Raw genomic sequence first — 24,247 nt, 5'->3', positions numbered from 1 at the left:
AAGAAGGGCGCCAACCTTGGCGCCCGTAGCGTCAGGCTGCAACAGAATCAGTGACGAACGACGGCGGTGCCTGCGTGCCCGCGGAGACGGTAAGCACGTCGTAGCCGGTCTCGGTCACCAGGATGGTGTGCTCCCACTGCGCGGACAGGCTGCGGTCACGCGTCTTGACGGTCCAGTGGTCGGGCATGGTGCGGATATCGCGCTTGCCGGCGTTGACCATCGGCTCGATCGTGAAGATCATGCCGGCCTGGATCTCCATGCCGGTGCCGGGCCGGCCGTAGTGCAGGATCTGCGGGTCCTCGTGGAAGTTCTTGCCGATGCCGTGGCCGCAGTACTCGCGCACCACGGTATAGCCGGCCGCTTCCGCGTGGACCTGGATCACATGGCCGATATCGCCGAGGCGGGCGCCGGGGCGCACCTGGGAGATGCCTTTCCACATGCATTCGAAGGTGATCTGCGCCAGGCGCTTGGCCAGGATCGAGCCCTCACCGGCAATGAACATGCGGCTGGTGTCGCCGTAGTAGCCTTCCTTGGTGATCACGGTGATGTCGAGGTTCACCGCGTCGCCGGACTTCAGCACGCGCTCGCCCGGGATGCCGTGGCAAATCACGTCGTTGACCGACGTGCAGATGGCGCCGGGGAAGGGCGGGTAGCCGGGCGGCGCATAATTCAGGGGTGCGGGTACCGTGCCCTGCACATCGCGCATATAGGCGTGGCACAGCCGGTCGAGTTCGCCGGTGGTGACCCCCGGCTTGACGAAGGGCGTGATGTAGTCGAGGACCTCGGAGGCCAGCCGGCAGGCTACCCGCATTTGGGCGATATCGTCGGCGTTCTTGATATGGATGCTCATGCTGCTCGCAAAAGTGGCGGCGAAGCCACGGGCTGCGCCTCAAATTGAATCTGAAAGTGGGATTATCGCACCATCGGGCATCAACCGCAGCCGAAAACGGGCTTCGCCGGCTGCGGGCGCCTGCTTTTCATGGTAAGTGGCCCCTTGAGCGAAGCCCCGTTTTGTTGCTACAATCGCTGGCTCGCCTACTTGCGGCTACCTGGCAGGTCGATGTGACTTGCGGGCAGCGGTTGGCGGGCCGGGCAGTCACTACTGTGCTGCGGTATTTGGCAGGCGCCTTGCGCTTATCAAATGCAAAGTTATTGAAATTGCGAGTCCGTCCATCCGGGGTGTTCCTTTTCAGGAATGTCGGGGCGGACTTCAGACCTAACCCTTTTGGAGATTTTTCATGTCCGTTACCATGCGCGAAATGCTGGAAGCCGGTTGCCACTTCGGCCACCAAACCCGCTTCTGGAACCCCAAGATGGCTCCGTACATCTTCGGCCATCGCAACAAGATCCATATTATCAACCTCGAAAAGACGTTGCCGATGTTCCAGGACGCGCTGAAGTACGTGCGTCAACTGGCAGCAAACCGCGGCACCGTGCTGTTCGTGGGCACCAAGCGTCAATCGCGCGAAATCCTGGCTGAAGAAGCAGGCCGCGCTGGCATGCCTTATGTCGATGCCCGTTGGCTCGGCGGCATGATGACCAACTTCAAGACCGTCAAGATCTCGATCAAGCGCCTGAAGGACATGGAAGCCGCCAAGGAAGCCGGCGCGCTGGAAACCATGAGCAAGAAGGAAGCCCTGATGTTCGAGCGCGAAATGGACAAGCTGCAAAAGTCCATCGGCGGCATCAAGGACATGGGCGGCGTGCCTGACGCCATCTTCGTGGTCGACGTCGGCTACCACAAGATTGCCGTGACCGAAGCCAAGAAGCTGGGCGTGCCCGTCATCGGCGTGGTCGATACCAACCACTCGCCGGAAGGCATCGACTACGTGATCCCGGGCAACGACGACTCGAGCAAGGCAGTTGCCCTGTACGTGCGCGGCGTGGCCGACGCGATCCTGGAAGGCCGTGCAAACGCCGTGCAGGACGTGGTTGAAGCCGCACGCGGCGGCGACGATTTCGTCGAAGTCGAAGAAGCCTAAAGGCTTGCTGCCGAGAGGACCCCGTACCGCGCGCATCGCAAGCTGACACATCATCGCTAGCCAACCGGCCCCTGGGCCGGGGTGCTGCGCGCAGCCGGGGGCTTTCCGGCAACCGAGGGGGCGAATCTTACGCCCCCTTTTTTCGAATTGTTGTCATCCGCCCCTGGCATGATCTGGCGCGGATGAAGTTGAACTTACCTCCGGTCCCGGATCGCGCCACATCGACGGCGGGGTAGGGCGGGGCGAACCATTCAAGGAGTGACAAATGGCGGCAATTACCGCAAGCATGGTGGCAGAACTGCGCGCGAAGACCGACGCGCCGATGATGGAATGCAAGAAGGCCCTGACCGAGGCTGAAGGCAACCTGGAAAAGGCTGAAGAGCTGCTGCGCGTCAAGCTGGGCAACAAGGCCAGCAAGGCCGCTTCGCGCGTGACCGCCGAAGGCGTGGTCGTGTCCTTCATCGAAGGGTCCACCGGCGCGCTGGTGGAACTGAACTGCGAAACCGACTTCGTGTCGAAGAACGACGACTTCATGGCGTTCTCGAACAAGGTCGCTGAGCTGGTCGCCAAGCAGAACCCGGCTGACGTGGCTGCGCTGTCGGCGCTGGAAATCGACGGCGTGACCGTGGAAGCCACCCGTACCGCCCTGATCGGCAAGATCGGCGAAAACCTGGCGATCCGCCGCTTTGCCCGCTACGCCAATGGCGGCAAGCTGGCTGCGTACCTGCACGGCACCCGCATCGGCGTGATGGTCGAGTTCGATGGCGACGAAACCGCCGCCAAGGACGTGGCCATGCACGTTGCCGCGATGAAGCCGGTGTCGCTGTCGTCCGCCGACGTGCCCGCCGACCTGATCGCCAAGGAGCGCAGCATCGCCGAGCAAAAGGCTGCCGAATCGGGCAAGCCGGCCGAAATCGTCGCCAAGATGGTCGACGGCTCGGTGCAGAAGTACCTGAAGGAAGTGTCGCTGTTTAACCAGACCTTCGTGAAGAACGACAAGCAGACGGTCGAACAGATGCTCAAGGCCGCCAACACCACGGTCAAGGGCTTCACCCTGTACGTGGTCGGTGAAGGCATCGAGAAGAAGCAGGACGACTTCGCCGCTGAAGTGGCCGCCCAGGTGGCCGCTGCCCAGAAGGCCTGAAGTCCTGGCGGCCAGGGTGCCCGGTAGGGTGCCCCACCGGTCGCCGTATAATGCCGAGGGGCACCGCAAGGTGCCCCTCGGCACAAATGACCGCGCCGCGCTTACCCGTGCGGCGCGGGCTTGGTAGCCCGTTTCCGCAGTCGTCTGACCTGCCGTGCCCCAGGGGCGCTTTGAACACGAGTTTTTCGTGTGTTATCGCGCTGTTGCCGTGCCGGAGCCAGGCCACCCCGAAAACCGGCTTTTATAGCGGCGGCACGCCGATCCGTGCCGCCTGCCTTCAAATATCCGGCTCAACAGAACGAGCCGAACCAGCTCCGGGGATCAATATGCCAGCCTATAAGCGCGTCCTACTGAAATTGTCCGGCGAGGCCCTGATGGGCGATGATGCCTTCGGCATCAACCGCTCCACCATCGAAAGCATGGTCAATGACATCGCCGAGATCGTGAGGCTGGGCGTCCAGGTCGCGGTGGTGATCGGTGGCGGCAATATTTTCCGCGGCGTGGCCGGCGGGGCAGCGGGCATGGACCGCGCGACCGCCGACTACATGGGCATGCTGGCCACCATGATGAATGCGCTGGCCCTGCAGGATGCCATGCGCCACGCCGACATCGTGGGCCGCGTGCAGTCGGCCCTGCGCATGGACCAGGTGGTCGAGCCTTACATCCGCCCGCGCGCCATCCGCCAGCTGGAGGAGGGCAAGGTGGTGATCTTCGCCGCCGGCACCGGCAACCCGTTCTTCACCACCGATACCGCGGCGGCCCTGCGTGGCGCGGAAATCGGCGCGGAGATCGTGCTCAAGGCGACCAAGGTGGACGGCGTCTACACCGCCGACCCCAAGAAGGATCCTAGCGCCACGCGTTACACCACCATCTCCTTTGATGAGGCGATCTCGCGCAACCTGCAGGTCATGGATGCCACGGCATTCGCCCTGTGCCGCGACCAGAAACTGCCGATCAAAGTGTTCTCCATCGTCAAGCCGGGCGCGCTCAAACGCGTCATCCTGGGCGAAGACGAAGGTACGCTGGTGCACGTATAAGTGCTGCACCAGGCGCTGGCGTGCTGCCACCGAAGGTGGCGCGCGTGCTGGCAAAGAGTAGAATGATTCATTTTCGATCCTGCGGTCCGGGATCATGATTACCCGTTTTCGGAGGTAAAGATGAGCGTCGCCGACACCAAGAAGAGCGTCGAGCAGAAAATGCAAAAGACCATTGAAGCGTTCAAGGCCGACCTGGCCAAGATTCGCACTGGTCGCGCGCATACAGGTCTGCTCGACCACGTGCAAGTGGATTACTACGGCTCCCCGGTGCCGATCAGCCAGGTGGCCAACGTCGGCCTGGCCGATTCGCGCACCATCAGCGTACAGCCTTGGGAAAAGAAGATGGTCAGCGCCATCGAGAAGGCCATCCGTGACGCGGACCTGGGCCTGAACCCGTCGACCATGGGCGAGACCATCCGCGTGCCCATGCCCATGCTGACCGAAGAGCGCCGCAAGGAACTCGCCAAGGTTGTCAAGGGCGAGGCCGAGGGCGCCAAGATCGCCGTGCGCAACCTGCGCCGCGATGCCAACGAGCAGTTCAAGAAGCTGGTCAAGGACAAAGCCATTTCCGAGGACGACGAGCGCCGCGGCCAGGACGATGTCCAGAAGCTCACCGACAAGTTCGTTGCCGAGATCGACAGGATGGTCGCCGAGAAGGACAAGGAGATCATGACGGTGTGACGCATGAAGCGGCGGCTTGCCAGCCGCCGCTGTGTCCGGTACCGTTTCCCATCATGCATCACATCAGTTCCACGCTCAGCGTCCCCGACTCCACCTATGTGCCCCGCCACGTCGCCATCATCATGGATGGCAACGGCCGCTGGGCGACCCAGCGGCACCTGCCACGCGTAGCCGGCCACAGCCGTGGCCTGGATGCCGTGCGGGCCGTGGTGGAGGCCTGCGCCGCGCGTGGCGTGCAGTACCTGACCCTGTTCGCGTTCAGTTCCGAGAACTGGCGCCGCCCGGTGGACGAAGTCTCGTTCCTGATGCGGCTGTTCATGACCGCGCTGCGCCGTGAGGTGGTCAAGATGCACGCCAACAACATCCGGGTGAGGGTGGTCGGCGACCTGAGCCGCTTCAGCCCGCGCATCCAGCAGCTGATCGCCGATGCCGAGGCGCGCACGGATGGCAACACCGGCCTGACGGTGACCATCGCCGCCAATTATGGTGGCCGCTGGGACCTGCTCCAGGCCATGCGCAAGATGCTGGCGCGCTCGCCCATGCTCGATCCGGAGTCCGTGGACGAATCCCTGCTCGCGCCGCACTTGGCCATGGCCTACGCGCCGGAGCCGGACCTGTTCATCCGCACTGGGGGCGAGCAGCGCATCAGCAACTTCCTGCTGTGGCAGCTGGCCTACTCCGAACTCTATTTCACCGACGTGTTCTGGCCGGATTTCAGCCCCGCCGAGCTCGACAAGGCGTTTGCCTCGTACCGGCAGCGCGAGCGCCGCTTCGGCCGTACCAGCGCGCAAGTGGTCGCACCACCCGGCCTTTCCGGCACCGCCTGAAGCCGTTTTCCATTTTTTCACCGGAATCCCGCAGCGCATGCTTCTTACCCGTGTCATCACCGCTGTATGCCTGTTGCTGCTGATCCTGCCGATCCTGTTCCTGGCACCTCCGTCGGCGCTGGCCGGCCTGGTGGCGGTGATCGTCGTGCTGGCGGGCTGGGAATTTGGCCGCCTGATCGGACTGCGCGGCTTCTGGCCCTATGTCTATGCGGTGGCCTGCCTGGTCGCCCTGATCGGCTGGCATGACGCCGCCGACCGCCAGGCGCTGACGCGCCTGTTGCAGATCGGCGTGGCCTGCTGGGGCGTCGCCGTGGTGCTGCTGGCGCGCGGCGTGCGCCAGGCGAGCCCGTCCTTTACCTTGCTGGGCGCTATTCTTGGCTTGTTCATGCTGCCGGCGTTTGGCCATGCCACCCTGATCCTGCGCGAGCTGGGCATCGGGGTGCTGCTGTCCGTAGCGGTGCTGGTCTGGGCTGCCGATATCGGTGCCTATTTCGTTGGCAAGGCTATCGGGCGGCGCAAGCTTGCCCCGACCATCAGCCCGGGCAAGTCCTGGGAAGGCGCCCTCGGCGGCTGGCTGCTGGTGCTGCTGATCGCGCTCGGGCTGGCCGCTACCCAAGCTTTTTCCCCGACCTGGTTCTCTCGCATGGCCGACCATAACGGCCTGGCTGTCGTGGCGCTGCTGTCGACCCTGCTGGTGGTCGCCAGCGTGGTCGGCGATCTCTTCGAGTCATTGCTCAAGCGCCAGGTTGGCATGAAGGACAGCAGCCGGCTGTTGCCCGGCCATGGCGGCGTGCTCGACCGGATCGATGCGCTGTTGCCTGTGTTTCCGCTGGCCGCCTTGCTGGCCATCTATCTTTGAGTTGATCTGATATGCGTCGTATTACCGTCCTGGGTGCCACTGGCTCGATCGGGGAAAGTACGCTTGATGTGGTCAAGCGCCACCCCGAGCGCTATGCCGTCCATGCGCTGACGGCGCACCGGCAGGTCGACAAGCTGGCGGCGCAGTGCCGCGAGTTCCGCCCGGCGCACGCCGTGGTCGGCACCGCCCAGGCCGCGAGCGAGCTGCAGGCGCTGTTGCGTGCCGACGGCATCAAAACCGAGGTGGGCTATGGCGAAGCGGCCCTGGAAGCAGTGGCGGTCGACCCCGCGGCCGATTCGGTGATGGCCGCCATCGTCGGCGCCGCCGGGCTGCGTCCCACGCTGGCCGCGGCGCGGGCGGGCAAGCGCGTGCTGCTGGCCAACAAGGAAGCGCTGGTGATGTCGGGCCGGCTCTTCATGGATGCCGTGCGCGAGCACGGCGCCACGCTGCTGCCGATCGACAGCGAGCACAATGCCATCTTCCAGTGCCTGCCGGCGGACGATCCACGCCTGAGCGCGGGCGTCTCCAGGATCCTGCTGACGGCTTCCGGCGGCCCGTTCCGGACCCGGGACCCGGCCACCTTGCACGATATTTCGCCGGACGAGGCCTGCGCCCACCCGAACTGGGTGATGGGCCGCAAGATCTCGGTCGACTCGGCCACCATGATGAACAAGGGGCTGGAGGTGATCGAGGCGCACTGGCTGTTTGCCGCGCCGGCGGACCGCATTGAGGTGCTGATCCACCCGCAGAGCATCGTGCATTCGATGGTGTCCTACGCGGACGGCTCGGTGCTGGCCCAACTCGGCAACCCCGACATGCGTACGCCGATCGCCTACGGGCTCGCCTATCCCGAGCGCATGCACGCGGGCGTTTCGCCGCTGGACCTTACCCGTGCCGGCGCGCTGACCTTCGAAATCCCGGATCTGGCGCGTTTTCCCTGCCTGGGCCTGGCGTTCGACGCCTTGCGGGCGGGCGGGGCGGCCCCGGCCATCCTGAACGCCGCCAACGAGGTTGCCGTCGAGGCGTTCCTGCAAGGCCGGATCCGTTTTACCGACATCGCACGCATCGTGGCGCAAGTCTTGGCACAGGCCTCGCCGGGGAGCGTCGAAACGCTGGAAGGCGTGATGGACATCGACCAGGATGCGCGCCGCCGCGCCGGCGTCCTGCTGGAAAGCGCGCGTTCGTGCTGACTCCGGTGGCGGCGCGGCCGGGATCGGCGACAATAGCGGCGCACCGGCCCATGCCGGTGCACCGGTTGCCGGGCCGCGTGCCCGGTGTCTACTTTGTGCCATCGGGGCGCTCCAGCCCCTGACGACAAGCTGCCTGCCATGCAAACCGTAATTGCTTTCGTCGCTGCCCTTTGCATCCTGATCTATTTCCATGAAATGGGTCACTACCTGGCCGCGCGCCTGTGCGGGGTCAAGGTGCTGCGCTTCTCGATCGGCTTCGGGCGGCCGCTGGTGCGCTGGGTGTCCAAGGGGCGGGACCGTACCGAGTGGACCATCGCCGCGATTCCGCTCGGCGGCTACGTCAAGATGCTCGATGAGCGGGAGAGCGATCCGGGCCATGATGCACCGGTCGATCCCGCGGATCTGCCACGCGCCTTCAACCGGCAACCGGTGGCCAAGCGCTTTGCGATCGTGGCAGCCGGGCCGCTGGCTAACTTTGCCCTGGCCATCGTGCTGTATTTCGTGCTGTTTGCCGGCGGCATGCGCGAGGCCGCGCCCATCGTCGCGGCGCCGCCTGCTGGCACCCCGGCGGCTGCGGCGGGCTTGCGCGAGGGCGACCGCGTGCTGGCGCTGCAGGCCAACGGCGAAACCGAGCAGGTGCGTTCCTGGAACGACTTGCGCATGGCCGTGTTCGCCCAGGGCTTTGGCGACGCCAGCGCGGTGCTGCACGTGCGCGCTGCCGATGGCGCCGAGCGCGATCTGAAGTTGCCGCGGCTGCCGAATACCGGAGGCAATCCCGAACAAGACCCGCTTGCCACGCTGGGGCTGGCCCTCAAGGGCGGGCCGGTGACGATCACCGAAGTCCTGCCGGACTCCGCCGCGCAACGCGCCGGCCTGCGCCAGGGCGATCGCGTGGTGGCCTGGCAAGGACGCCCGCTGACCCAGGCTGGCGAACTGATCCGCGGGGTCAGGGCGCAGCCCGGCGCCGAGGTCGCGCTTGCCATCGAGCGGGAGGGCCGCCGCCTGGAGGTGCCCGTGAAGCTCGATACGGTCCCCGCGGCGCAGGGCGCCAGCGGGGCAGCCGCCGCCACCGGCAAACTGGGCGCCGCGCTGAGCCAGGCGGTCGAGATGGAAACCGTGCGCTATCAGCCGGTCGAGGCGCTGAGCCGCGCGGTCGGGCAGGTCTGGAGCACCAGCGCGCTCTCACTCAAGCTGCTCGGAAAGATGCTGGTGGGGCAGGCTTCGCTGCAGAACCTGAGCGGCCCGCTGACCGTGGCGGACTACGCGGGGCGCGCCGCCCATCTCGGTTGGCAGCCCTTTGTCGGCTTCCTGGCGTTGGTCAGTGTTAGCCTCGGTGTGTTGAATTTGTTACCTATTCCGGTATTGGATGGGGGGCATTTGCTGTATTATTGCGTTGAATTTTTGACTGGCAGGCCCGTACCAGACCACTGGCAGGCTGTGCTGCAGAAGGTCGGCATCGCCTGCGTCTTGCTCCTGACTTCGCTCGCCTTGTTCAACGATGTCAGCCGGCTGTTTTTAGCGCGCGGCTAGACATGGGTTGCCGGCTGCGGCGCGCGGGTGTCACTGACACCTGCGCGCCGGATGCCGAGCCAAGGCGCAGCCCCGTGAAGCATCGGAGCCCAATCCTGCATGGAATCAAAGAGGGGATCAAGATTGATCAGACATAAGCGCATCTCGCTGGGCGTGCTGGCGAGTGCCATCATCGCGGCCTGGACCCCAGTGAGTTGGGCCGCGGAGCCATTCGTCGTCAAGGACATTCGTGTCGAGGGCCTGCAGCGGGTCGAGCCGGGTACGGTGTTCGGCTACCTGCCGGTCAAGGTCGGCGAAACCTTCAGCGACGACAAGGGCGCGGACGCCATTCGTGCCCTGTATAACACCGGGTTCTTCAAGGACGTCCAGATCCGTTCCGAGGACGGCGTGCTGGTCGTCCAGGTGGAAGAGCGTCCCGCCATCTCGCAGCTCGAGTTCGTCGGCATCAAGGAATTCGACAAGGACACCCTGCGCCGCTCGCTGCGCGCGGTGGGCGTGGCCGAGGCCCGGTATTACGACAAGGCCCTGATCGACAAGGCAGAGCAGGAGCTCAAGCGCCAGTACGTGGCGCGCGGCTACTATGCCGCCGACATCCAGACCACGATCACCCCGGTCGACCGCAACCGCGTGTCGGTGGTGTTCAATGTCGACGAAGGTCCGGTGGCCAAGATCCGCCAGATCAATATCGTCGGCAACAAGGCCTTCAAGGAAGGCACGCTGCGCGATGAAATGCAGCTGTCGACCCCGAACTGGCTGTCCTGGTACACCAAGAACGACCTGTATTCGAAGCAAAAGCTCACCGCCGACCTGGAAGCGCTGCGTTCGTATTATCTGAACCGCGGCTACCTCGAGTTCGCCATCGAATCGACGCAGGTGTCGATTACGCCGGACAAGAAGGACATCTTCCTGACGCTGAACATCAAGGAAGGCGACCAGTACAAGGTGTCGGACATCCGCCTGGCGGGCGAACTGCTCGGCAAGCAGGCCGAGATGGAAAAACTGCTCAAGCTGCAGAAGGGCGAGGTCTTTTCGTCCGAGAAGCTGACCCAGAGCACCAAGGCCATTACCGATCTGCTGGGCACCTACGGCTACGCGTTCACCACCATCAACCCGCAGCCGCAGATCGACAAGGAAAAGCGCGAAGTCGCGCTGACCCTGATGGTCGATCCGGGCCGTCGCGTCTATGTGCGCCGCGTCAACGTCGTGGGAAACAGCAAGACGCGCGACGAAGTGGTGCGCCGCGAAATGCGCCAGATGGAAAGCTCGTGGTTCGACAGCGAAAAGCTGACGCAATCGCAGTCCCGTATCAATCGTACCGGCTACTTCACCGACACCAACATCACCACCGAGGACGTGCCCGGCGCGCCCGACCAGGTCGATGTGAACGTCAACGTGACCGAGAAGCCGACCGGGCAGATCAGCCTGGGCCTGGGTTTCTCCTCCACGGACAAGCTGGTGCTGCAAGCCGGCCTGCGCCAGGATAACGTGTTCGGGTCGGGTACCAGCCTTGGCCTGGACGTGAACACCGCGAAGTCCTTCCGCACGATCTCGCTGACGCAATACGATCCGTATTTCACGGTGGACGGCATCAGCCGCTCGACGGATATCTACTATCGTACGTCGCGGCCGCTGTATTACACCGGCGACCAGGACTACAAGATCGTTTCGGAGGGCGGCAACGTCAAGTTCGGCGTGCCGTTCACGGAAACGGATACCGTGTTCTTCGGCATCGGCTACGAGCGTACCCAGGTGACCATCTCGCCGAACACGCCGCTCCAGTACGGCCAGTGGCTGACCAAGATCGGCAAGTCCAGCGGCGATCCGATCAACAACTTCCCGTTCACGATCGGCTGGGCGCGCGACCGCCGCGACAGTGCGCTGGTCCCCACCAAGGGACCCTACACGCAGGCAAACCTGGAAGTGGGCGTGCCCGGTGGCGATACGCAGTACTATCGCGCCAGTGTCCAGCAGCAGTACTTCTATCCGTTGTCGAAGGCCTTTACCCTGGCCTTCAACGGTGAAGTGGCTTACGGGCACGGCTACGGCAATACGCCGTTCCCGGTGTTCAAGAACTTCTACGCCGGTGGTATCGGCTCGGTTCGCGGCTACCAGACCAGCACGCTGGGCAAGAAGGACCAGAACGGCAACCCGATTGGCGGCGCTTCCAAGATGATCGGCAACGTCGAATTCATCTTCCCGCTGCCGGGTTCGGGTGTGGACCGGACGCTGCGCCTGTTCACCTTCTTCGACTTCGGTAACGTGTACGAAGAAGGCGCACCGCTGCTGTTCAGCCAGCTCAAGTATTCGACGGGCCTGGGCATGTCCTGGCTGTCGCCGATCGGTCCGCTCAAGATCAGCGTGGGCTTCCCGCTGAAGAAGGACGAGACCGACAAGGTACAGCGCTTCCAGTTCCAGATCGGTACTGCGTTCTGATCGGGCATAGAAGAAAGAAGATTGAGGAACGGATTCATGAAAACAACATTCCCACTGATCAAAAACCTGACGGCGGCTGCGCTGACGGTTGGCGCGCTGCTGGCAGCCGCGCCTGCCATGGCGCAGGAAGCGCGCATCGCCGCGGTCAATTCCGAACGCATCCTGCGTGATTCGGTGCCTGCCAAGCAGGCCCAGGTCAAGCTGGAGCAGGAGTTCTCCAAGCGCGACCGCGAGTTGCAGGACATGGCCCAGAAGATCAAGGGCATGGCCGACAAGCTCGACAAGGACACCGCCGTGCTGGCCGATGCCGACCGCCAGCGCCGTCAACGCGAAGTGGCCGATCTCGATCGCGAATTCCAGCGCAAGCAACGTGAATTCCGCGAGGACCTGAACCAGCGCCGCAACGAGGAACTGGCCCAGGTGCTCGAGCGTGCCAACCGCGTGATTCGCCAGCTTGCGGAGCAGCGCAAGTACGATCTGATCGTGCAAGAGGCCGTGTACGTCAATCCTCGCATCGACATTACCGACGATGTGATGAAAGCGTTGAACGCCGGCAGCAAGTAAGCTGCCAGTTTTCGCCGTCCAAGGAAGTACTGCCATGCAAACACCCACACTGGGTCAGCTCGCCACCGATACCGGCGCGCAGGTTGTGGGTGATCCCGACCTCGCCGTGCGCGGCCTCGCGCCTCTCGACCAGGCCGGCCCCGATCAGCTCTCGTTTCTCTCGAATCCCTTGTATCTGCCGCAGGCGCTGGCCTCCGGCGCCGGCGCCGTGATCGTGTCGGCGGCCGACCTGGAGCGCATTCGCGCCGAAGGGCAGGCCGACGGTCGCAACTGGCTGGTGGCACGCAATCCCTATGTGTGCTTTGCACGTATCGCGCAGGGGTTCGATCGCCGCGGCAATACCGATCACCGTACCGGCATCGACCCGCGCGCCAGCGTGGCGCCCGATGCCGTGGTCCCGGCGTCCTGCTTTATCGGCCCCAACGTGGTGATCGAGAGCGGGGCCCGGCTTGGCGAGCGGGTGCGCATCTTGGCCAACGGCTTTGTTGGCGCCGGGGCGCGGATTGGCGATGACACGCTGATCTACGCTAATGTCTCGATCTATCACCAGTGCGTGGTGGGTATGAGATGCATACTGCACAGTGGTGTGGTGCTGGGTGCGGATGGCTTCGGCTTTGCCCCGGACATTGGCCCGGCTGGCGTCGAGTACGTCAAGATTCCCCAGACCGGCCGCGCCGTGCTGGGCAATGATGTCGAGGTCGGCGCCAATACCGCCATCGACCGCGGTGCCATGGCCGACACGATCATCGAGGACGGCTGCAAGCTCGATAACCAGGTACAGATCGCGCATAACGTACGGGTGGGCGCGCATACTGTGATCGCGGGATGTGCGGCGATTGCCGGCAGTACCAAGGTCGGGCGCTTCTGCGTGATCGGGGGCTCGGCCAACTTTGCCGGCCACCTGAACATCGCCGACCGCACCACGGTATCCGGTGGCACATCGATCACTAAATCCATTTCCAAGCCCGGCGGGCATTTCACCAGCGTGTTCCCGGTCCAGCCGCATGGCGATTGGGAACGCACCGCAGCCACCTTGCGAGGCCTGAGCAAATTGCGCGATCGCGTGATCCAGCTCGAGAAGCGCTTGCAAGGGCAGGACGCCGGCATATCTATCCAGCATACCGAAGAGAAAAAATCATGAACGCAGTCGATATCGACATCCGCAAGATCCTCAAGCTGCTGCCGCATCGTTACCCGTTCCTGATGGTAGACCGCGTGCTTGAACTGGAGCCGCAAAAGCGTATCAAAACGCTGAAGAACGTCACCATGAACGAACCGTACTTCCAGGGCCATTTCCCGGGCCACCCCGTGATGCCGGGCGTGATGATCCTCGAAGCGCTGGCGCAGTCGGCCGGCTTGCTGACCTTTGGCGCCGACATGGAGCGCAAGGAAAACTCGCTGTACTACTTCGTCGGCATCGACGGCGCGCGCTTCAAGCAGGTCGTGACGCCGGGCGACCAGTTGCATATGACGGTATCTGTCGAGCGCTATATCCGCGGCATCTGGAAGTTCAAGGCATTTGCCACCGTCGACGACAAGGTGGCTTGTGAAGCTGAGTTGATGTGCACCGTCAAACAAGCCGACTAAGAAGCCTGCCTTCGGGGCTAGGCCCCGGGCAGGTCTTGGACGTATTTGGCTCACTGTGTTGACCGTTCAATCTTTTCATCTCAGACCATAGGACAGGACGCATGACGCAAATCCATCCCAGCGCACTGGTTGACCCGAAGGCCGAGCTTGCAGCCGACGTGACCGTCGGGCCGTTTTCCATCGTGGGTCCCCACGTGCGCCTTGGCAGTGGTACCCAGGTGGGCGCGCATACCACCATCGAGGGGCATACCACTGTTGGCGCGGATAACCGCATCGGGCCTTACGCTTCGGTGGGCGGCACGCCGCAGGACATGAAGTACCGCAACGAGCCGACCCGGCTGGTGATCGGTGATCGCAATACCATTCGCGAATTCACCACCATCCACACCGGCACGGTGCAGGACCAGGGCGTGACCAGCATCGGCGATGACAACTGGATCATGGCCTACGTGCACATCGCGCACGATTGCCAGGTGGGCAACCACACGGTGTTCTCCAGCAACGCGCAGATCGCCGGCCACGTGCAGGTGGGCGACTGGGCCATTCTTGGCGGGATGAGCGGGGTGCACCAGTTCGTGCGCATCGGCGCGCACGCCATGCTGGGCGGCGCCTCGGCCCTGGTGCAGGACCTGCCGCCATTCGTGATCGCCGCTGGCGACAAGGGCGGCAACAAGGCCACGCCGCACGGCATCAACGTGGAAGGCATGCGCCGCCGTGGCTTTGACGCCGCGCAGATCGCGGCCCTGCGCCAGGCTTACAAGGTGCTGTACAAGTCCGACCTGAGCTTTGAAGCCGCCCGCAACGAGATCGCGCAACTCATTGCGCAGGCCGAAGGCACCGCCACGGCTGCGTTGCAGGATTTCCTCGACTTCATTGCCGCCACGCAGCGCGGCATTGTGCGCTGAAGCCGGATACAACCATGGTCGACGGTGTCCTACCGGCCATGGAGGCCACGCCGGTTGCGGCGGGCGCGGGCAATCGCGGCACCATTGCCATGGTGGCTGGCGAGAACTCCGGCGACCTGCTTGCCTCCCTGCTGATGGGTGGACTCAAGGCTCGCCTCGGTGAGGTGAGCTACGCGGGCATTGGCGGCCCCCGCATGATGGCGCAAGGGTTCGAGTCGCAATGGCCGATGGACACCCTCTCGGTCAACGGCTACGTGGAGGTGCTGGGCTCGCTGCGCGAGATTCTCGCCACGCGCCGCGCCATCAAGGAAAAACTGCTGGCGCAGCCGCCGCTGTGCTTTATCGGCGTGGACGCGCCGGATTTCAACTTCGGGCTCGAAGTGCCGCTGCGCCGTGCCGGCATTCCGGTGGTGCACTTTGTCAGCCCGTCGATCTGGGCCTGGCGCGGCGGGCGCATCCGCACCATCGCGCGCGCGGTCGACCACATCCTGTGCCTGTTCCCGTTCGAGCCGGAGATCTACGCCCGCGCCGGGATTCCCGCCACCTATGTGGGCCATCCGCTGGCCGACGTGATTCCGATGGTGCCGGACACGCAGGGCGCCCGCGAGAAGCTTGGCCTGCCGGCCGGGCCGCGCGTGGTGGCCGTGCTGCCCGGTAGCCGGCAGTCCGAGGTGCGCAACCTGGGCGCGACGTTCTTCGCCGCCATGGCGCGCATGCACAGCATGGACGGCAATCTCGCCTTTGTGCTGCCGGTTGCCAGCGCGCCGCTGCGAGAGATCGTCGCGGGCCTGCACCAGCAGTATCCGCAGATCCCGCTGACCGTCATCGACGGGCAGTCTCACCTGGCCATGGAAGCCGCCGACGTGATCCTGCTGGCTAGCGGTACCGCCACGCTGGAGGCCGCGCTGTACAAGAAGCCCATGGTGATTTCGTACAAGGTGCCCTGGCTGACCGCGCAGATCATGAAGCGGCAGGGTTACCTGCCGTATGTGGGCCTGCCCAACATCCTGTCGGGGCGTTTTGTCGTGCCCGAATTGTTGCAGGATGACGCCACGCCCGAGGCGTTGGCGCGCGAGACGCTGCTGCAGCTGAACGACGAAGGCAATACCGCGTTCCTGCGGGATCATTTCACCCAGATGCACCAGACGCTTAAACGCAATACCGCCGAGATCGCTTCGGCAGTGGTCGCCGACCTGATCCGGCAGCGGAGGGGCGTGTAATGGCGCGCCGCCCCACAGCCACCGCCAAGGGCGATTCGGCCCAGCTCGGCTTTGACCTGGCCGGCACCGCCGCGCAAGTACGCCTTTTGTGCGGCGTGGACGAAGCGGGCAGGGGCCCGCTGGCCGGCCCGGTCTACGCCGCCGCCGTGGTGCTGGATCCGGCCCGCCCGATCCAGGGCCTGGCGGACTCCAAGGTGCTGACCGCGCGCCGCCGCGAGGCGCTGTTCGACGAGATTCGCGAGCGCGCCCTGGGCTGGCATATCGCCCAGGCCTCAGTGGAAGAAATCGACAGGATCAACATCCTGCATGCCACCATGCTGGCCATGCAGCGTGCCGTGCATGGCCTGGCCGATTCCGGCCTGGAGCCGGACCTCGTGCAGGTAGACGGCAACCGCTGCCCGCAGGTGCGCTTTGCGGTCGAAGCCATCGTTAAAGGCGATGCCAAGGTGCAGGCCATCTCGGCGGCTTCCATCCTGGCCAAGGTGGCGCGTGACCGCGCGTTGCTGGTGCTGCATGGCGCATACCCACAGTACGGCTTCGATGCCCACGCAGGTTACGGCACGCCGCAGCACCTGGCCGCGCTTGCCGAGTTCGGGGCCACGCCGCACCACCGGCGCTCGTTTGCGCCCGTGCGCCAAGCCATCGCGATGGGGCGGATCGCGCCCGTGGGCGCCATCCCGGCGCCAGCATTCCCGGAGCCGCTACTGTGAAACACGTCACATCGCGCGAAAACGCGCTGTTCAAGCACCTCAAGGCACTGACTGGTTCCACGCATGCACGCCGCAAGGCGGGGCAGTCGGTGCTGGATGGCGTGCACCTGGCGCAAGCCTACCTGGACGCGCTGGGCCAGCCGGTGCAGTGCGTGGTGTCGGAGCGGCACTACGATCATGCCGAGGTGGCGCAGCTGCTCAGGCAGATCGAGCCCGAGCGCGTGGTCCTGCTGGCGGATGCCTTGTTCGATCTGGTCGCCGGCGTGGTCAACGGCATCGACCTGATGCTGGTCATCGATACGCCCCGCGGCCACCTGCCGTCGCATATCGACACCGATTGCATCATCCTGGACGGCGTCCAGGATGCCGGCAATGTCGGCTCTATCCTGCGCAGCGCCGCGGCCGCAGGCATCCAGCACGCCTTTCTCGTCACGGGCAGCGCCTTCGCCTGGTCCACCAAGACCCTGCGCGCCGCCATGGGCGCCAATTTCCACCTGAACATTGTCGAGCACTGCACGCTCGACATGCTGGCGCCGCGCCTGGCGGTGCCGCTGCTGGCCACGTCGTCGCACGCGCAGGCAGCTGTGTTCGACACGGACCTGCGCGCACCGGTAGGCTGGGTGGTCGGCAATGAAGGCGCGGGTGTGAGCCCGGAATGGATGGCCAAGGTCAGCCGCACGGTGGGCATTCCCCAGCCGGGCGGGCTGGAGTCGTTGAACGTGGCGGCCGCGACCGCGATCTGCCTGTTCGAGGCGGTGCGGCAGCGCCGTCCTGGTTAAGCCTGCCGCCGCTTCGCAGCCTACTTCGCAGCCCACTTCGCCGCACTGACCGGCCTGCGCGCCCGCCGTGCGGCGTCAGCCTGACTCAATAGTTGCTGTCGCGGTCCACCTTGATCTCCTGCAGGATCGTGGTGGCGATCTCTTCGATCGACTTGTGGGTGGACGACAGCCACTTGATGCCCTCGCGGCGCATCATGGCCTCGGCCTCGTTGACCTCGTAGCGGCAGTTTTCCGGCGCGGCGTACTTGCTGCCCGGACGCCGCTCGTTGCGGATCTCGGCCAGGCGCTGCGGGTTGATCGACAACCCGAAGATCTTGCTCTTGAATGCGTAGAGCGCGGTGGGCAGCTTGCCGCGCTCGAAGTCGTCTGGAATCAGCGGGTAGTTGGCCGCCTTCAGCCCGTACTGCATGGCAAGGTAAAGGCTGGTCGGGGTCTTGCCGCTGCGCGACACGCCCACCAGGATGATATCGGCCTCGGCCAGGTTCTTGTGCGACTGGCCATCGTCATGCGCGAGCGAAAAATTGATCGCCTCGATGCGGTTCTGGTACGCCTCGGTGTCCGCATTCTGGTGAAAACGGCCGATAGCATGGGTGGACTTCAGGCCGAGTTCCTTCTCCAGCGGCTCGATGAAGGTCTGGAACATGTCCAGGATCATGGCCTTGGCGCGGCGAATCGCCTTGTTCGACTCCTGGTTGACCAGGGTGGTGAAGACGATGGGCTGCACGCCTTCCGCGTAGAAGGCCTCGTTGATCTTGCCCACTGCGATGTGCGCTTTCTCGGGCGTGTCGACGAACGGCATGCGCACCTTGCGGAAACGCATCTCGAACTGGGCCAGGATTGAGTGGCTGAAGGTTTCGGCGGTAATGCCGGTGCCATCGGAGACGATAAAGACCGTGCGGATGGCGGGGCGCTCCTCCTCCTTACGCGGTTCCTGGGGGTGCTGCGGCGCAAGTGGCGCGGCGGTAGCGTCGGGCTGGGGAGCGTCGGGGAGGGACATGTATGGACAATTATTTTTGAATCCGCGTTCCGCGAAAGTGCGGTGCGGCACGGTAGAATAGCGGCGATCTTTTCGCTAAGCAATTCCGCCAGCGCTGTTGGCACAACGATTCGGCCACGAATTGTCAACAATGTGCGCCGCAGCAATCACGATCGCACGCCGATTGTGAGCCGCTGGGGCTGTTTAGCCAAGCGATCCGTCCGGTAGCAGAACTCCAACAATATTCCGGGCGTCAGCAACAGGTTTCTTACTTTGTTTTGAGGCTTTTATGAACAACCCGGCAATTGACGGCGCATACCTGCTGCCGTTCGAGCAGTTGCGCAAGGAAGACGTGGAAACCGTGGGCGGCAAGAATTCGTCGCTCGGCGAGATGATCTCGCAGCTGGCCGAGGCTGGCGTGCGTGTGCCCGGCGGCTTTGCCACCACTTCGCTGGCTTTTCGCGACTTCCTCGCCCACAGCAACCTGACCCAACGCATTTCCGATCGCCTGAAGGCCCTCAACGTCGACGACGTCAAGGCCCTGGCCGAAGCCGGTGCCGAGATCCGCAACTGGGTCGTCGAAGCGCCGTTCCAGCCCCGCCTGGAAAAGGAAATCCGCGAGTTCTACGCGCGTGCCGAAGCGCGCGAAGGCGCCGAGGCCTCGTTCGCCGTGCGTTCGTCGGCGACCGCCGAAGACCTGCCGGATGCATCGTTCGCCGGTCAGCAGGAGTCGTACCTCAACGTCAGCGGCATTGACGATGTGCTGGACAAGATCCGCCACGTGTTCGCCTCGCTGTACAACGACCGCGCCATTTCCTATCGCGTGCACAAGGGCTTCGCGCACGACATCGTCGCGCTGTCCGCCGGCGTGCAGCGCATGGTGCGCTCGGATGTGGGCGCCGCGGGTGTGATGTTTACCATCGACACCGAATCCGGCTTCCCCGATGCCGTTTTCATTACCTCGAGCTACGGCCTGGGCGAAACGGTGGTGCAGGGCGCGGTCAACCCGGACGAGTTCTACGTCTTCAAGCCCACGCTGCAAGCGGGCAAGTACCCCATCATCCGCCGCTCGATCGGCTCCAAGCTGATCAAGATGGAATTCACCGCGCCGGGCGAAGCCGGCCGCGTCAAGACCGTCGATGTGCCCATCGAATTGCGCAACCGCTACTCCATCACCGACGCCGATGTGTCGGAGCTGGCCAAGTACGCGATGATCATCGAGAAGCACTACGGCCGCCCGATGGACATCGAGTGGGGCAAGGACGGCCGCGACGGCAAGATCTACATCCTGCAGGCCCGCCCGGAAACGGTGAAGAGCCAGTCCGCCGGCAAGGCGGAGCAGCGCTTCAAGCTCAAGGGCACCGCGCCCGTGCTCACCAGCGGCCGCGCCATTGGCCAGAAGATCGGCACCGGCCGCGTCCGTGTGATCAATGATCCGTCCGAGATGGAGCGCGTGCAGCCCGGCGACGTGCTGGTTGCCGACATGACCGATCCCAACTGGGAACCGGTGATGAAGCGCGCCGCCGCCATCGTGACCAACCGCGGTGGCCGTACCTGCCACGCGGCCATCATTGCGCGCGAGCTGGGCGTGCCCGCCGTGGTCGGCTGCGGTGACGCCACCGACCTGCTCAAGGACGGCACGCTGGTGACGGTGTCGTGCGCCGAGGGCGATGAAGGCCGCGTCTACGATGGTCTGCTGGAAACCGAGGTTACCGAAGTGCAGCGCGGCGAAATGCCGGACATCGACGTCAAGATCATGATGAACGTCGGCAACCCGCAACTGGCCTTCGACTTCTGCCAGATCCCGAACCAGGGTGTTGGCCTGGCCCGCCTCGAGTTCATCATCAACAACAACATCGGTGTCCACCCGAAGGCCATCCTCGACTACCCGCAAGTCGATGCCGACCTGAAGAAGGCCGTGGAAAGCGTGGCCCGCGGCCATGCCAGCCCGCGCGCGTTCTACGTGGACAAGCTGGCCGAAGGCATCGCCACCATCGGCGCGGCGTTCTACCCCAAGCCCGTCATCGTGCGCCTGTCGGATTTCAAGTCCAACGAGTACAAGAAGCTGATCGGCGGGTCGCGCTACGAGCCGGACGAAGAAAACCCCATGCTGGGTTTCCGTGGCGCCTCGCGCTACATCTCCGAAGACTTCGCCGAAGCCTTCGAGATGGAATGCAAGGCCATGAAGCGCGTGCGCGACGACATGGGCCTGACCAACGTCGAGATCATGGTGCCGTTCGTGCGCACGCTCGGCCAGGCCGAGAAGGTCATCGAGCTGCTGGCCAAGCACGGCCTGAAGCGCGGCGAGAACGGCCTGCGCGTCATCATGATGTGCGAAGTGCCGTCCAACGCCATCCTGGCTGAAGAGTTCCTGCAGTACTTCGATGGCTTCTCGATCGGCTCGAACGACCTGACCCAGCTCACGCTGGGCCTGGACCGCGACTCCGGCATGGAGCTGCTGGCCAAGGACTTCGACGAACGCGACCCGGCCGTCAAGTTCATGCTGTCGCGCGCTATCTCCACCGCGCTGCGCCTGGACAAGTACGTTGGCATTTGCGGCCAGGGCCCCTCGGACCACCCGGACTTTGCACTGTGGCTGGCCAAGGAAGGCATCAAGTCGATCTCGCTGAATCCGGATTCGGTGGTCGATACCTGGAAGCAACTGGCTTCCTGAGGCATTTGACGTCACAATAGCGGTACACCGGCCCTGCGCCAGGTGTTCCGAACCCCCGCAGGCGCCCTGGCGCTGCGGGGTTTTTTTTTGGCCGTGGCCAGGACAAACGCAGGTAAGCAGATACGCAGATACGCAGGTAAGCAAGGAGGCAAAGATGGCGCCGTACTACATCTGGTTTGCGCTGGCGGCGGTCCTGGTGATCGCGGAACTGGGGCTTGGCACCTTTTATCTGCTGATGGTAGCGCTGGGCGCGGCGGCGGGTGGCCTGGGTGCGCTGGCCGGGCTTGGCGCAGCCGCCCAGACCCTGCTGGCGGCGCTGGTGGCGCTGGCCGGCTTTGTCGCGCTGCGGCGCTCCCGCTATGGACGCGTGAGGCGCGAGGCGGCGGAGCGCGATCCCAACGTCAACCCGGACATCGGCCAGGAGCTTGAGGTGCCGGCCTGGGGCGACGCCGGGCGGGCACGCGTGCGTTACCGTGGCACCGACTGGGATGTGGAACTCCAGGCGGCCGGCCCAGCAGCGCCCGGGCGTTTTCGCATCGTCGCGGTGCGCGGCAACACGCTCTTCGTCAGCCCGCGATAGTGCAAGGCAGGGCGCGGCCTCGGTTTTCCCTGTTTTTTCAGTTCGTTTTTGTCAACCCCGTCACGGAGGTCCCATGTTCGAATTCTTCGGCAGCCTGCTGCCCCTGCTGATCCTGGTCGCCGTCATCGTGCTGGTGGCGCAAAGCTTCAAGATCGTGCCGCAGCAACATGCCTGGGTGCTGGAGCGGCTCGGCAAGTACCGCGCCACGCTGACGCCGGGGCTGACTGTCGTGCTGCCCTTCATCGATCGCGTGGCCTACAAGCATGTTCTGAAGGAAATCCCGCTCGATGTGCCGAGCCAGATCTGCATCACCAAGGACAACACGCAATTGCAGGTGGACGGCGTGCTGTATTTCCAGGTGACCGACCCGATGAAGGCATCCTACGGGTCCAGCAATTTTGTGGTGGCTATCACCCAGTTGTCGCAGACCACGCTGCGCTCGGTCATCGGCAAGCTGGAGCTGGACAAGACCTTCGAGGAGCGCGAGTACATCAACCATAGCGTGGTCAATGCGCTGGACGAGGCCGCCGCGAGTTGGGGCGTGAAGGTGCTGCGCTACGAGATCAAGGATCTCACGCCACCCAAGGAAATCCTGCATGCGATGCAGGCGCAGATTACCGCCGAGCGTGAAAAGCGCGCGCTGATCGCCGCGTCGGAAGGCAAGCGCCAGGAGCAGATCAACCTGGCCACGGGCGCGCGCGAGGCCGCCATCCAGAAGTCCGAAGGCGAGCGGCAGGCCGCCATCAACCGGGCGCAGGGCGAGGCCTCGGCGATCCTGGCGGTGGCGGAGGCCAACGCGCAAGCCATCGAGAAGATCGGGCATGCCATCCGCACGGACGGCGGCATGGAGGCGGTGAACCTGAAGGTGGCGGAGGAGTACGTGAGCGCCTTCGGCAATCTGGCCAAGCAAGGCAACACGCTGATCGTGCCGGGCAACCTTGGCGACATGAGCACCATGGTTGCGTCGGCGCTGCAGATCGTCAAAGGCCAGCAGAAGGGGGCTTGAAGCGAGGGAGCTTGAAGCGCAAGCCTTGCACAGAGGAGGCAGTCTGCGGCTTGCCGCCGCGCTGCCTCGGTCTTTTACTCCTTGCCCGCGCCCTTCATGATGCGCGCCTTCTCCCGCTGCCAGTCGCGGTCCTTCTCGGTCTCGCGCTTGTCGAACAGCTTCTTGCCCTTGGCCAGGCCGATCTCGCATTTGACGCGTCCGCGCGTGTAATGCAGGTTGAGCGGCACGATCGTGAAGCCGCGCTGCTCCACCTTGCCGATCAGGCGCTTGATCTCTTCTGCCTTGAGCAGCAGCTTGCGGGTGCGCACCGCGTCGGGCGAGACGTGGGTGGAGGCGCTGTGCAGGGGGCTGATATGGGCGCCGATCAGGAACAGCTCGGCGTCGCGAATGACCACGTAGCCTTCCTTGATCTGCACGCGTCCCGCACGGATCGCCTTGACTTCCCAGCCTTCGAGCACGATCCCCGCCTCATATCGCTCTTCGATGAAGTAGTCGAAAAAGGCTTTCTTGTTTTCTGCGATGGTCATGCGGTCCGGATAGTGGAAATGGAGATAAGTAAAACGAACACCAAAAAACGAAGGGGGAAGACGCTGCAGGGCCGTGCAAGCCCATCAAGCCGCGGTTTGGGCGCTATCGTGCGCGCCCTGGGTGCCGTCGGCGCGCGCGTGGGCTAAAATCGGGATTCTAGCAAACCGGCCCGCTCCGGTGGATTCCGCAGTGCGTCATGCGCTGGCGGCGCCTGCGCGGGCCATGATTCCCCACTACATGGCAGACGTCCATAAATCCGTGCTGCTCGGCCATTCCGCCGAGCAGATGTACAACCTGGTCACGCAAGTCGAGGACTATCCCAAGTTCCTCCCCTGGTGCGGGGGCGTGGAGGTGTTCGAGCAGACCGAGACGATGCTTGACGCCAAGATCTACATCCACTTCAACGGCATCAAGCAGTATTTCCACACCCGCAATACGCAGGAGCGGCCCACCAGGATCGATATGGTGTTCGAGGACGGCCCCTTCAAGACCTTCAGCGGTTCCTGGCGCTTCACGCCGCTGCGTGAGGATGCCTGCAAGATCGAATTCCACCTGCACTACGAGTTTTCCAGCTTCCTGCTGGAGAAAATCATCGGGCCGGTGTTCAGCATGATCGCCAACACGTTTGTCGATGCGTTCGTCAAGCGTGCCGAAATGGTCTACGGCAATGGCTGAGCACGACGCCGGCACCGCGGCCCCGGTGCGCATCACGGTTTGCTATGCCCGCCCTGGCGACGCCTTCCTGAAGGAGGTCGAGGTGCCCTGCGGCACCAGCATTGTCGCCGCGATCGCGGCCTCGGGCCTGCTGCAGGCTTGTCCGGAGGTGGATCCCGCCACCATGCGGGTCGGCATTTTCAGCAAGCTCAAGACGCCGGACACCCTGGTGCGGGCCGGCGACCGCGTCGAGGTCTATCGCCCGCTGGTGGCCGATCCCCAGTCGGCCCGCAACCGGCGCGTGCAAAAGACCCGCAAGGGCGGCACGCGCGAAGGGCTGAAATGGCTGCGTGGCGGCTGAGCGGCCCCGGTGCGGCGTTG

The 24,247-nt window shown here is 64.3% G+C and carries 23 protein-coding genes and 1 pseudogene; 21 read left to right on the top strand and 3 right to left on the bottom strand.

The genetic code is table 11. The annotated features are described in order from the left end of the window. Positions 1 to 31: 31 nt before the first annotated feature. Positions 32 to 853, bottom strand: a pseudogene (gene map, locus RR42_RS11880) (type I methionyl aminopeptidase); the annotation flags it as partial. Between the two features lie 385 nt (positions 854 to 1,238). Between map and rpsB the strand changes: the two are divergent. From rpsB to RR42_RS11800, 16 genes are all read left to right on the top strand, one after another. Continuing rightward, the gene (rpsB, locus tag RR42_RS11875; protein ID WP_043346950.1) at positions 1,239 to 1,982 is read left to right on the top strand and encodes a 30S ribosomal protein S2; all 744 of its coding nucleotides are present in this window, start codon (positions 1,239 to 1,241) and stop codon (positions 1,980 to 1,982) included. Between the two features lie 265 nt (positions 1,983 to 2,247). Next, positions 2,248 to 3,126 (top strand): translation elongation factor Ts, encoded by an 879-nt coding sequence (gene tsf, locus RR42_RS11870; protein WP_043346949.1) that lies wholly within the window; start codon positions 2,248 to 2,250, stop codon positions 3,124 to 3,126. 326 nt (positions 3,127 to 3,452) lie between these two features. Further along, entirely contained in the window at positions 3,453 to 4,163 is a 711-nt protein-coding gene (gene pyrH, locus RR42_RS11865) for a UMP kinase (protein ID WP_043346948.1), read from the top strand. Between the two features lie 120 nt (positions 4,164 to 4,283). After that, the gene (gene frr, locus RR42_RS11860; protein WP_043346946.1) at positions 4,284 to 4,844 is read left to right on the top strand and encodes a ribosome recycling factor; all 561 of its coding nucleotides are present in this window, start codon (positions 4,284 to 4,286) and stop codon (positions 4,842 to 4,844) included. A gap of 53 nt (positions 4,845 to 4,897) precedes the next feature. Then, positions 4,898 to 5,671: an isoprenyl transferase gene (locus RR42_RS11855; protein ID WP_043351978.1), complete on the top strand. Its 774-nt coding sequence runs from the start codon at positions 4,898 to 4,900 to the stop codon at positions 5,669 to 5,671. Between the two features lie 37 nt (positions 5,672 to 5,708). Then, positions 5,709 to 6,530, top strand: a complete 822-nt coding sequence (locus RR42_RS11850; protein ID WP_043346944.1) for a phosphatidate cytidylyltransferase — start codon at positions 5,709 to 5,711, stop codon at positions 6,528 to 6,530. Between the two features lie 11 nt (positions 6,531 to 6,541). Then, the gene (gene ispC / locus RR42_RS11845) at positions 6,542 to 7,720 is read left to right on the top strand and encodes a 1-deoxy-D-xylulose-5-phosphate reductoisomerase (RefSeq protein ID WP_043346942.1); all 1,179 of its coding nucleotides are present in this window, start codon (positions 6,542 to 6,544) and stop codon (positions 7,718 to 7,720) included. 138 nt (positions 7,721 to 7,858) lie between these two features. Then, a complete protein-coding gene (gene rseP / locus RR42_RS11840; RefSeq protein WP_043346941.1) occupies positions 7,859 to 9,250 on the top strand; it encodes an RIP metalloprotease RseP in 1,392 nt (463 codons plus the stop codon). Between the two features lie 99 nt (positions 9,251 to 9,349). Next, on the top strand, positions 9,350 to 11,683 hold the full coding sequence (gene bamA / locus RR42_RS11835; protein WP_419188857.1) for an outer membrane protein assembly factor BamA: 2,334 nt from the start codon (positions 9,350 to 9,352) through the stop codon (positions 11,681 to 11,683). Positions 11,684 to 11,719: 36 nt separating this feature from the next. Next, positions 11,720 to 12,247: an OmpH family outer membrane protein gene (locus tag RR42_RS11830; protein WP_043346939.1), complete on the top strand. Its 528-nt coding sequence runs from the start codon at positions 11,720 to 11,722 to the stop codon at positions 12,245 to 12,247. A 34-nt stretch (positions 12,248 to 12,281) separates the two neighbouring features. After that, complete coding sequence (gene lpxD / locus RR42_RS11825) at positions 12,282 to 13,388, top strand: UDP-3-O-(3-hydroxymyristoyl)glucosamine N-acyltransferase (RefSeq protein WP_043346936.1); 1,107 nt, start codon at positions 12,282 to 12,284, stop codon at positions 13,386 to 13,388. After that, complete coding sequence (gene fabZ, locus RR42_RS11820; protein WP_043346934.1) at positions 13,385 to 13,834, top strand: 3-hydroxyacyl-ACP dehydratase FabZ; 450 nt, start codon at positions 13,385 to 13,387, stop codon at positions 13,832 to 13,834. The genes lpxD and fabZ overlap by 4 nt, the downstream gene beginning before the upstream one ends. A gap of 101 nt (positions 13,835 to 13,935) precedes the next feature. Next, positions 13,936 to 14,739, top strand: a complete 804-nt coding sequence (gene lpxA, locus RR42_RS11815) for an acyl-ACP--UDP-N-acetylglucosamine O-acyltransferase (RefSeq protein ID WP_043346932.1) — start codon at positions 13,936 to 13,938, stop codon at positions 14,737 to 14,739. A gap of 14 nt (positions 14,740 to 14,753) precedes the next feature. Then, a complete protein-coding gene (gene lpxB / locus RR42_RS11810) occupies positions 14,754 to 15,959 on the top strand; it encodes a lipid-A-disaccharide synthase (RefSeq protein WP_043346931.1) in 1,206 nt (401 codons plus the stop codon). Further along, positions 15,959 to 16,669: a ribonuclease HII gene (gene rnhB / locus RR42_RS11805; protein WP_043346928.1), complete on the top strand. Its 711-nt coding sequence runs from the start codon at positions 15,959 to 15,961 to the stop codon at positions 16,667 to 16,669. Before lpxB ends, rnhB begins: the two co-directional genes overlap by 1 nt. Then, a complete protein-coding gene (locus tag RR42_RS11800; protein WP_043346926.1) occupies positions 16,666 to 17,448 on the top strand; it encodes a TrmH family RNA methyltransferase in 783 nt (260 codons plus the stop codon). The genes rnhB and RR42_RS11800 overlap by 4 nt, the downstream gene beginning before the upstream one ends. A gap of 85 nt (positions 17,449 to 17,533) precedes the next feature. On the opposite strand, the gene RR42_RS11795 is transcribed toward RR42_RS11800, so the two are convergent. Continuing rightward, on the bottom strand, positions 17,534 to 18,445 hold the full coding sequence (locus RR42_RS11795; RefSeq protein ID WP_419188856.1) for a pyruvate, water dikinase regulatory protein: 912 nt from the start codon (positions 18,443 to 18,445) through the stop codon (positions 17,534 to 17,536). A gap of 268 nt (positions 18,446 to 18,713) precedes the next feature. Between RR42_RS11795 and ppsA the strand changes: the two genes are divergently transcribed. The 3 genes from ppsA (at position 18,714) to RR42_RS11780 (ending at position 22,684) form a co-directional block, all read left to right on the top strand. Further along, positions 18,714 to 21,098, top strand: coding sequence for a phosphoenolpyruvate synthase (gene ppsA / locus RR42_RS11790; RefSeq protein ID WP_043346923.1), 2,385 nt, complete (start codon positions 18,714 to 18,716; stop codon positions 21,096 to 21,098). 154 nt (positions 21,099 to 21,252) lie between these two features. Beyond that, positions 21,253 to 21,678 carry an NfeD family protein gene (locus RR42_RS11785; RefSeq protein WP_043346920.1) on the top strand — a complete coding sequence of 142 codons (426 nt, stop codon included), beginning with the start codon at positions 21,253 to 21,255 and terminating at the stop codon, positions 21,676 to 21,678. Between the two features lie 73 nt (positions 21,679 to 21,751). Next, positions 21,752 to 22,684: an SPFH domain-containing protein gene (locus tag RR42_RS11780; protein WP_043346917.1), complete on the top strand. Its 933-nt coding sequence runs from the start codon at positions 21,752 to 21,754 to the stop codon at positions 22,682 to 22,684. A gap of 74 nt (positions 22,685 to 22,758) precedes the next feature. On the opposite strand, the gene smpB is transcribed toward RR42_RS11780, so the two are convergent. Beyond that, positions 22,759 to 23,211, bottom strand: coding sequence for an SsrA-binding protein SmpB (gene smpB / locus RR42_RS11775; protein WP_043346914.1), 453 nt, complete (start codon positions 23,209 to 23,211; stop codon positions 22,759 to 22,761). Between the two features lie 238 nt (positions 23,212 to 23,449). On the opposite strand from smpB, the gene RR42_RS11770 reads away from it, so the two are divergent. Continuing rightward, on the top strand, positions 23,450 to 23,887 hold the full coding sequence (locus tag RR42_RS11770; protein ID WP_043351973.1) for a type II toxin-antitoxin system RatA family toxin: 438 nt from the start codon (positions 23,450 to 23,452) through the stop codon (positions 23,885 to 23,887). Then, positions 23,880 to 24,227: an RnfH family protein gene (locus RR42_RS11765; protein WP_043346912.1), complete on the top strand. Its 348-nt coding sequence runs from the start codon at positions 23,880 to 23,882 to the stop codon at positions 24,225 to 24,227. The genes RR42_RS11770 and RR42_RS11765 overlap by 8 nt, the downstream gene beginning before the upstream one ends. Positions 24,228 to 24,247 lie beyond the last annotated feature (20 nt).

The organism is Cupriavidus basilensis (genome assembly GCF_000832305.1).
Taxonomy (GTDB): Bacteria; Pseudomonadota; Gammaproteobacteria; order Burkholderiales; family Burkholderiaceae; genus Cupriavidus; species Cupriavidus basilensis_F.
This window is presented reverse-complemented; position numbering and strand designations above follow the sequence as displayed.

Bases quoted from the DNA above. Each gene is read 5' to 3' on its own strand.
- RR42_RS11765 (WP_043346912.1), top strand. From the start codon at position 23,880: ATGGCTGAGCACGACGCCGGCACCGCGGCCCCGGTGCGCATCACGGTT.
- tsf (WP_043346949.1), top strand. From the start codon at position 2,248: ATGGCGGCAATTACCGCAAGCATGGTGGCAGAACTGCGCGCGAAGACC.
- pyrH (WP_043346948.1), top strand. From the start codon at position 3,453: ATGCCAGCCTATAAGCGCGTCCTACTGAAATTGTCCGGCGAGGCCCTG.
- RR42_RS11780 (WP_043346917.1), top strand. From the start codon at position 21,752: ATGTTCGAATTCTTCGGCAGCCTGCTGCCCCTGCTGATCCTGGTCGCC.
- RR42_RS11855 (WP_043351978.1), top strand. From the start codon at position 4,898: ATGCATCACATCAGTTCCACGCTCAGCGTCCCCGACTCCACCTATGTG.
- rpsB (WP_043346950.1), top strand. From the start codon at position 1,239: ATGTCCGTTACCATGCGCGAAATGCTGGAAGCCGGTTGCCACTTCGGC.
- lpxD (WP_043346936.1), top strand. From the start codon at position 12,282: ATGCAAACACCCACACTGGGTCAGCTCGCCACCGATACCGGCGCGCAG.
- RR42_RS11795 (WP_419188856.1), bottom strand. From the start codon at position 18,445: ATGTCCCTCCCCGACGCTCCCCAGCCCGACGCTACCGCCGCGCCACTT.
- smpB (WP_043346914.1), bottom strand. From the start codon at position 23,211: ATGACCATCGCAGAAAACAAGAAAGCCTTTTTCGACTACTTCATCGAA.
- fabZ (WP_043346934.1), top strand. From the start codon at position 13,385: ATGAACGCAGTCGATATCGACATCCGCAAGATCCTCAAGCTGCTGCCG.
- RR42_RS11830 (WP_043346939.1), top strand. From the start codon at position 11,720: ATGAAAACAACATTCCCACTGATCAAAAACCTGACGGCGGCTGCGCTG.
- rseP (WP_043346941.1), top strand. From the start codon at position 7,859: ATGCAAACCGTAATTGCTTTCGTCGCTGCCCTTTGCATCCTGATCTAT.
- RR42_RS11850 (WP_043346944.1), top strand. From the start codon at position 5,709: ATGCTTCTTACCCGTGTCATCACCGCTGTATGCCTGTTGCTGCTGATC.
- RR42_RS11770 (WP_043351973.1), top strand. From the start codon at position 23,450: ATGGCAGACGTCCATAAATCCGTGCTGCTCGGCCATTCCGCCGAGCAG.
- frr (WP_043346946.1), top strand. From the start codon at position 4,284: ATGAGCGTCGCCGACACCAAGAAGAGCGTCGAGCAGAAAATGCAAAAG.
- RR42_RS11785 (WP_043346920.1), top strand. From the start codon at position 21,253: ATGGCGCCGTACTACATCTGGTTTGCGCTGGCGGCGGTCCTGGTGATC.
- lpxB (WP_043346931.1), top strand. From the start codon at position 14,754: ATGGTCGACGGTGTCCTACCGGCCATGGAGGCCACGCCGGTTGCGGCG.
- ispC (WP_043346942.1), top strand. From the start codon at position 6,542: ATGCGTCGTATTACCGTCCTGGGTGCCACTGGCTCGATCGGGGAAAGT.
- ppsA (WP_043346923.1), top strand. From the start codon at position 18,714: ATGAACAACCCGGCAATTGACGGCGCATACCTGCTGCCGTTCGAGCAG.
- rnhB (WP_043346928.1), top strand. From the start codon at position 15,959: ATGGCGCGCCGCCCCACAGCCACCGCCAAGGGCGATTCGGCCCAGCTC.
- bamA (WP_419188857.1), top strand. From the start codon at position 9,350: ATGGAATCAAAGAGGGGATCAAGATTGATCAGACATAAGCGCATCTCG.
- lpxA (WP_043346932.1), top strand. From the start codon at position 13,936: ATGACGCAAATCCATCCCAGCGCACTGGTTGACCCGAAGGCCGAGCTT.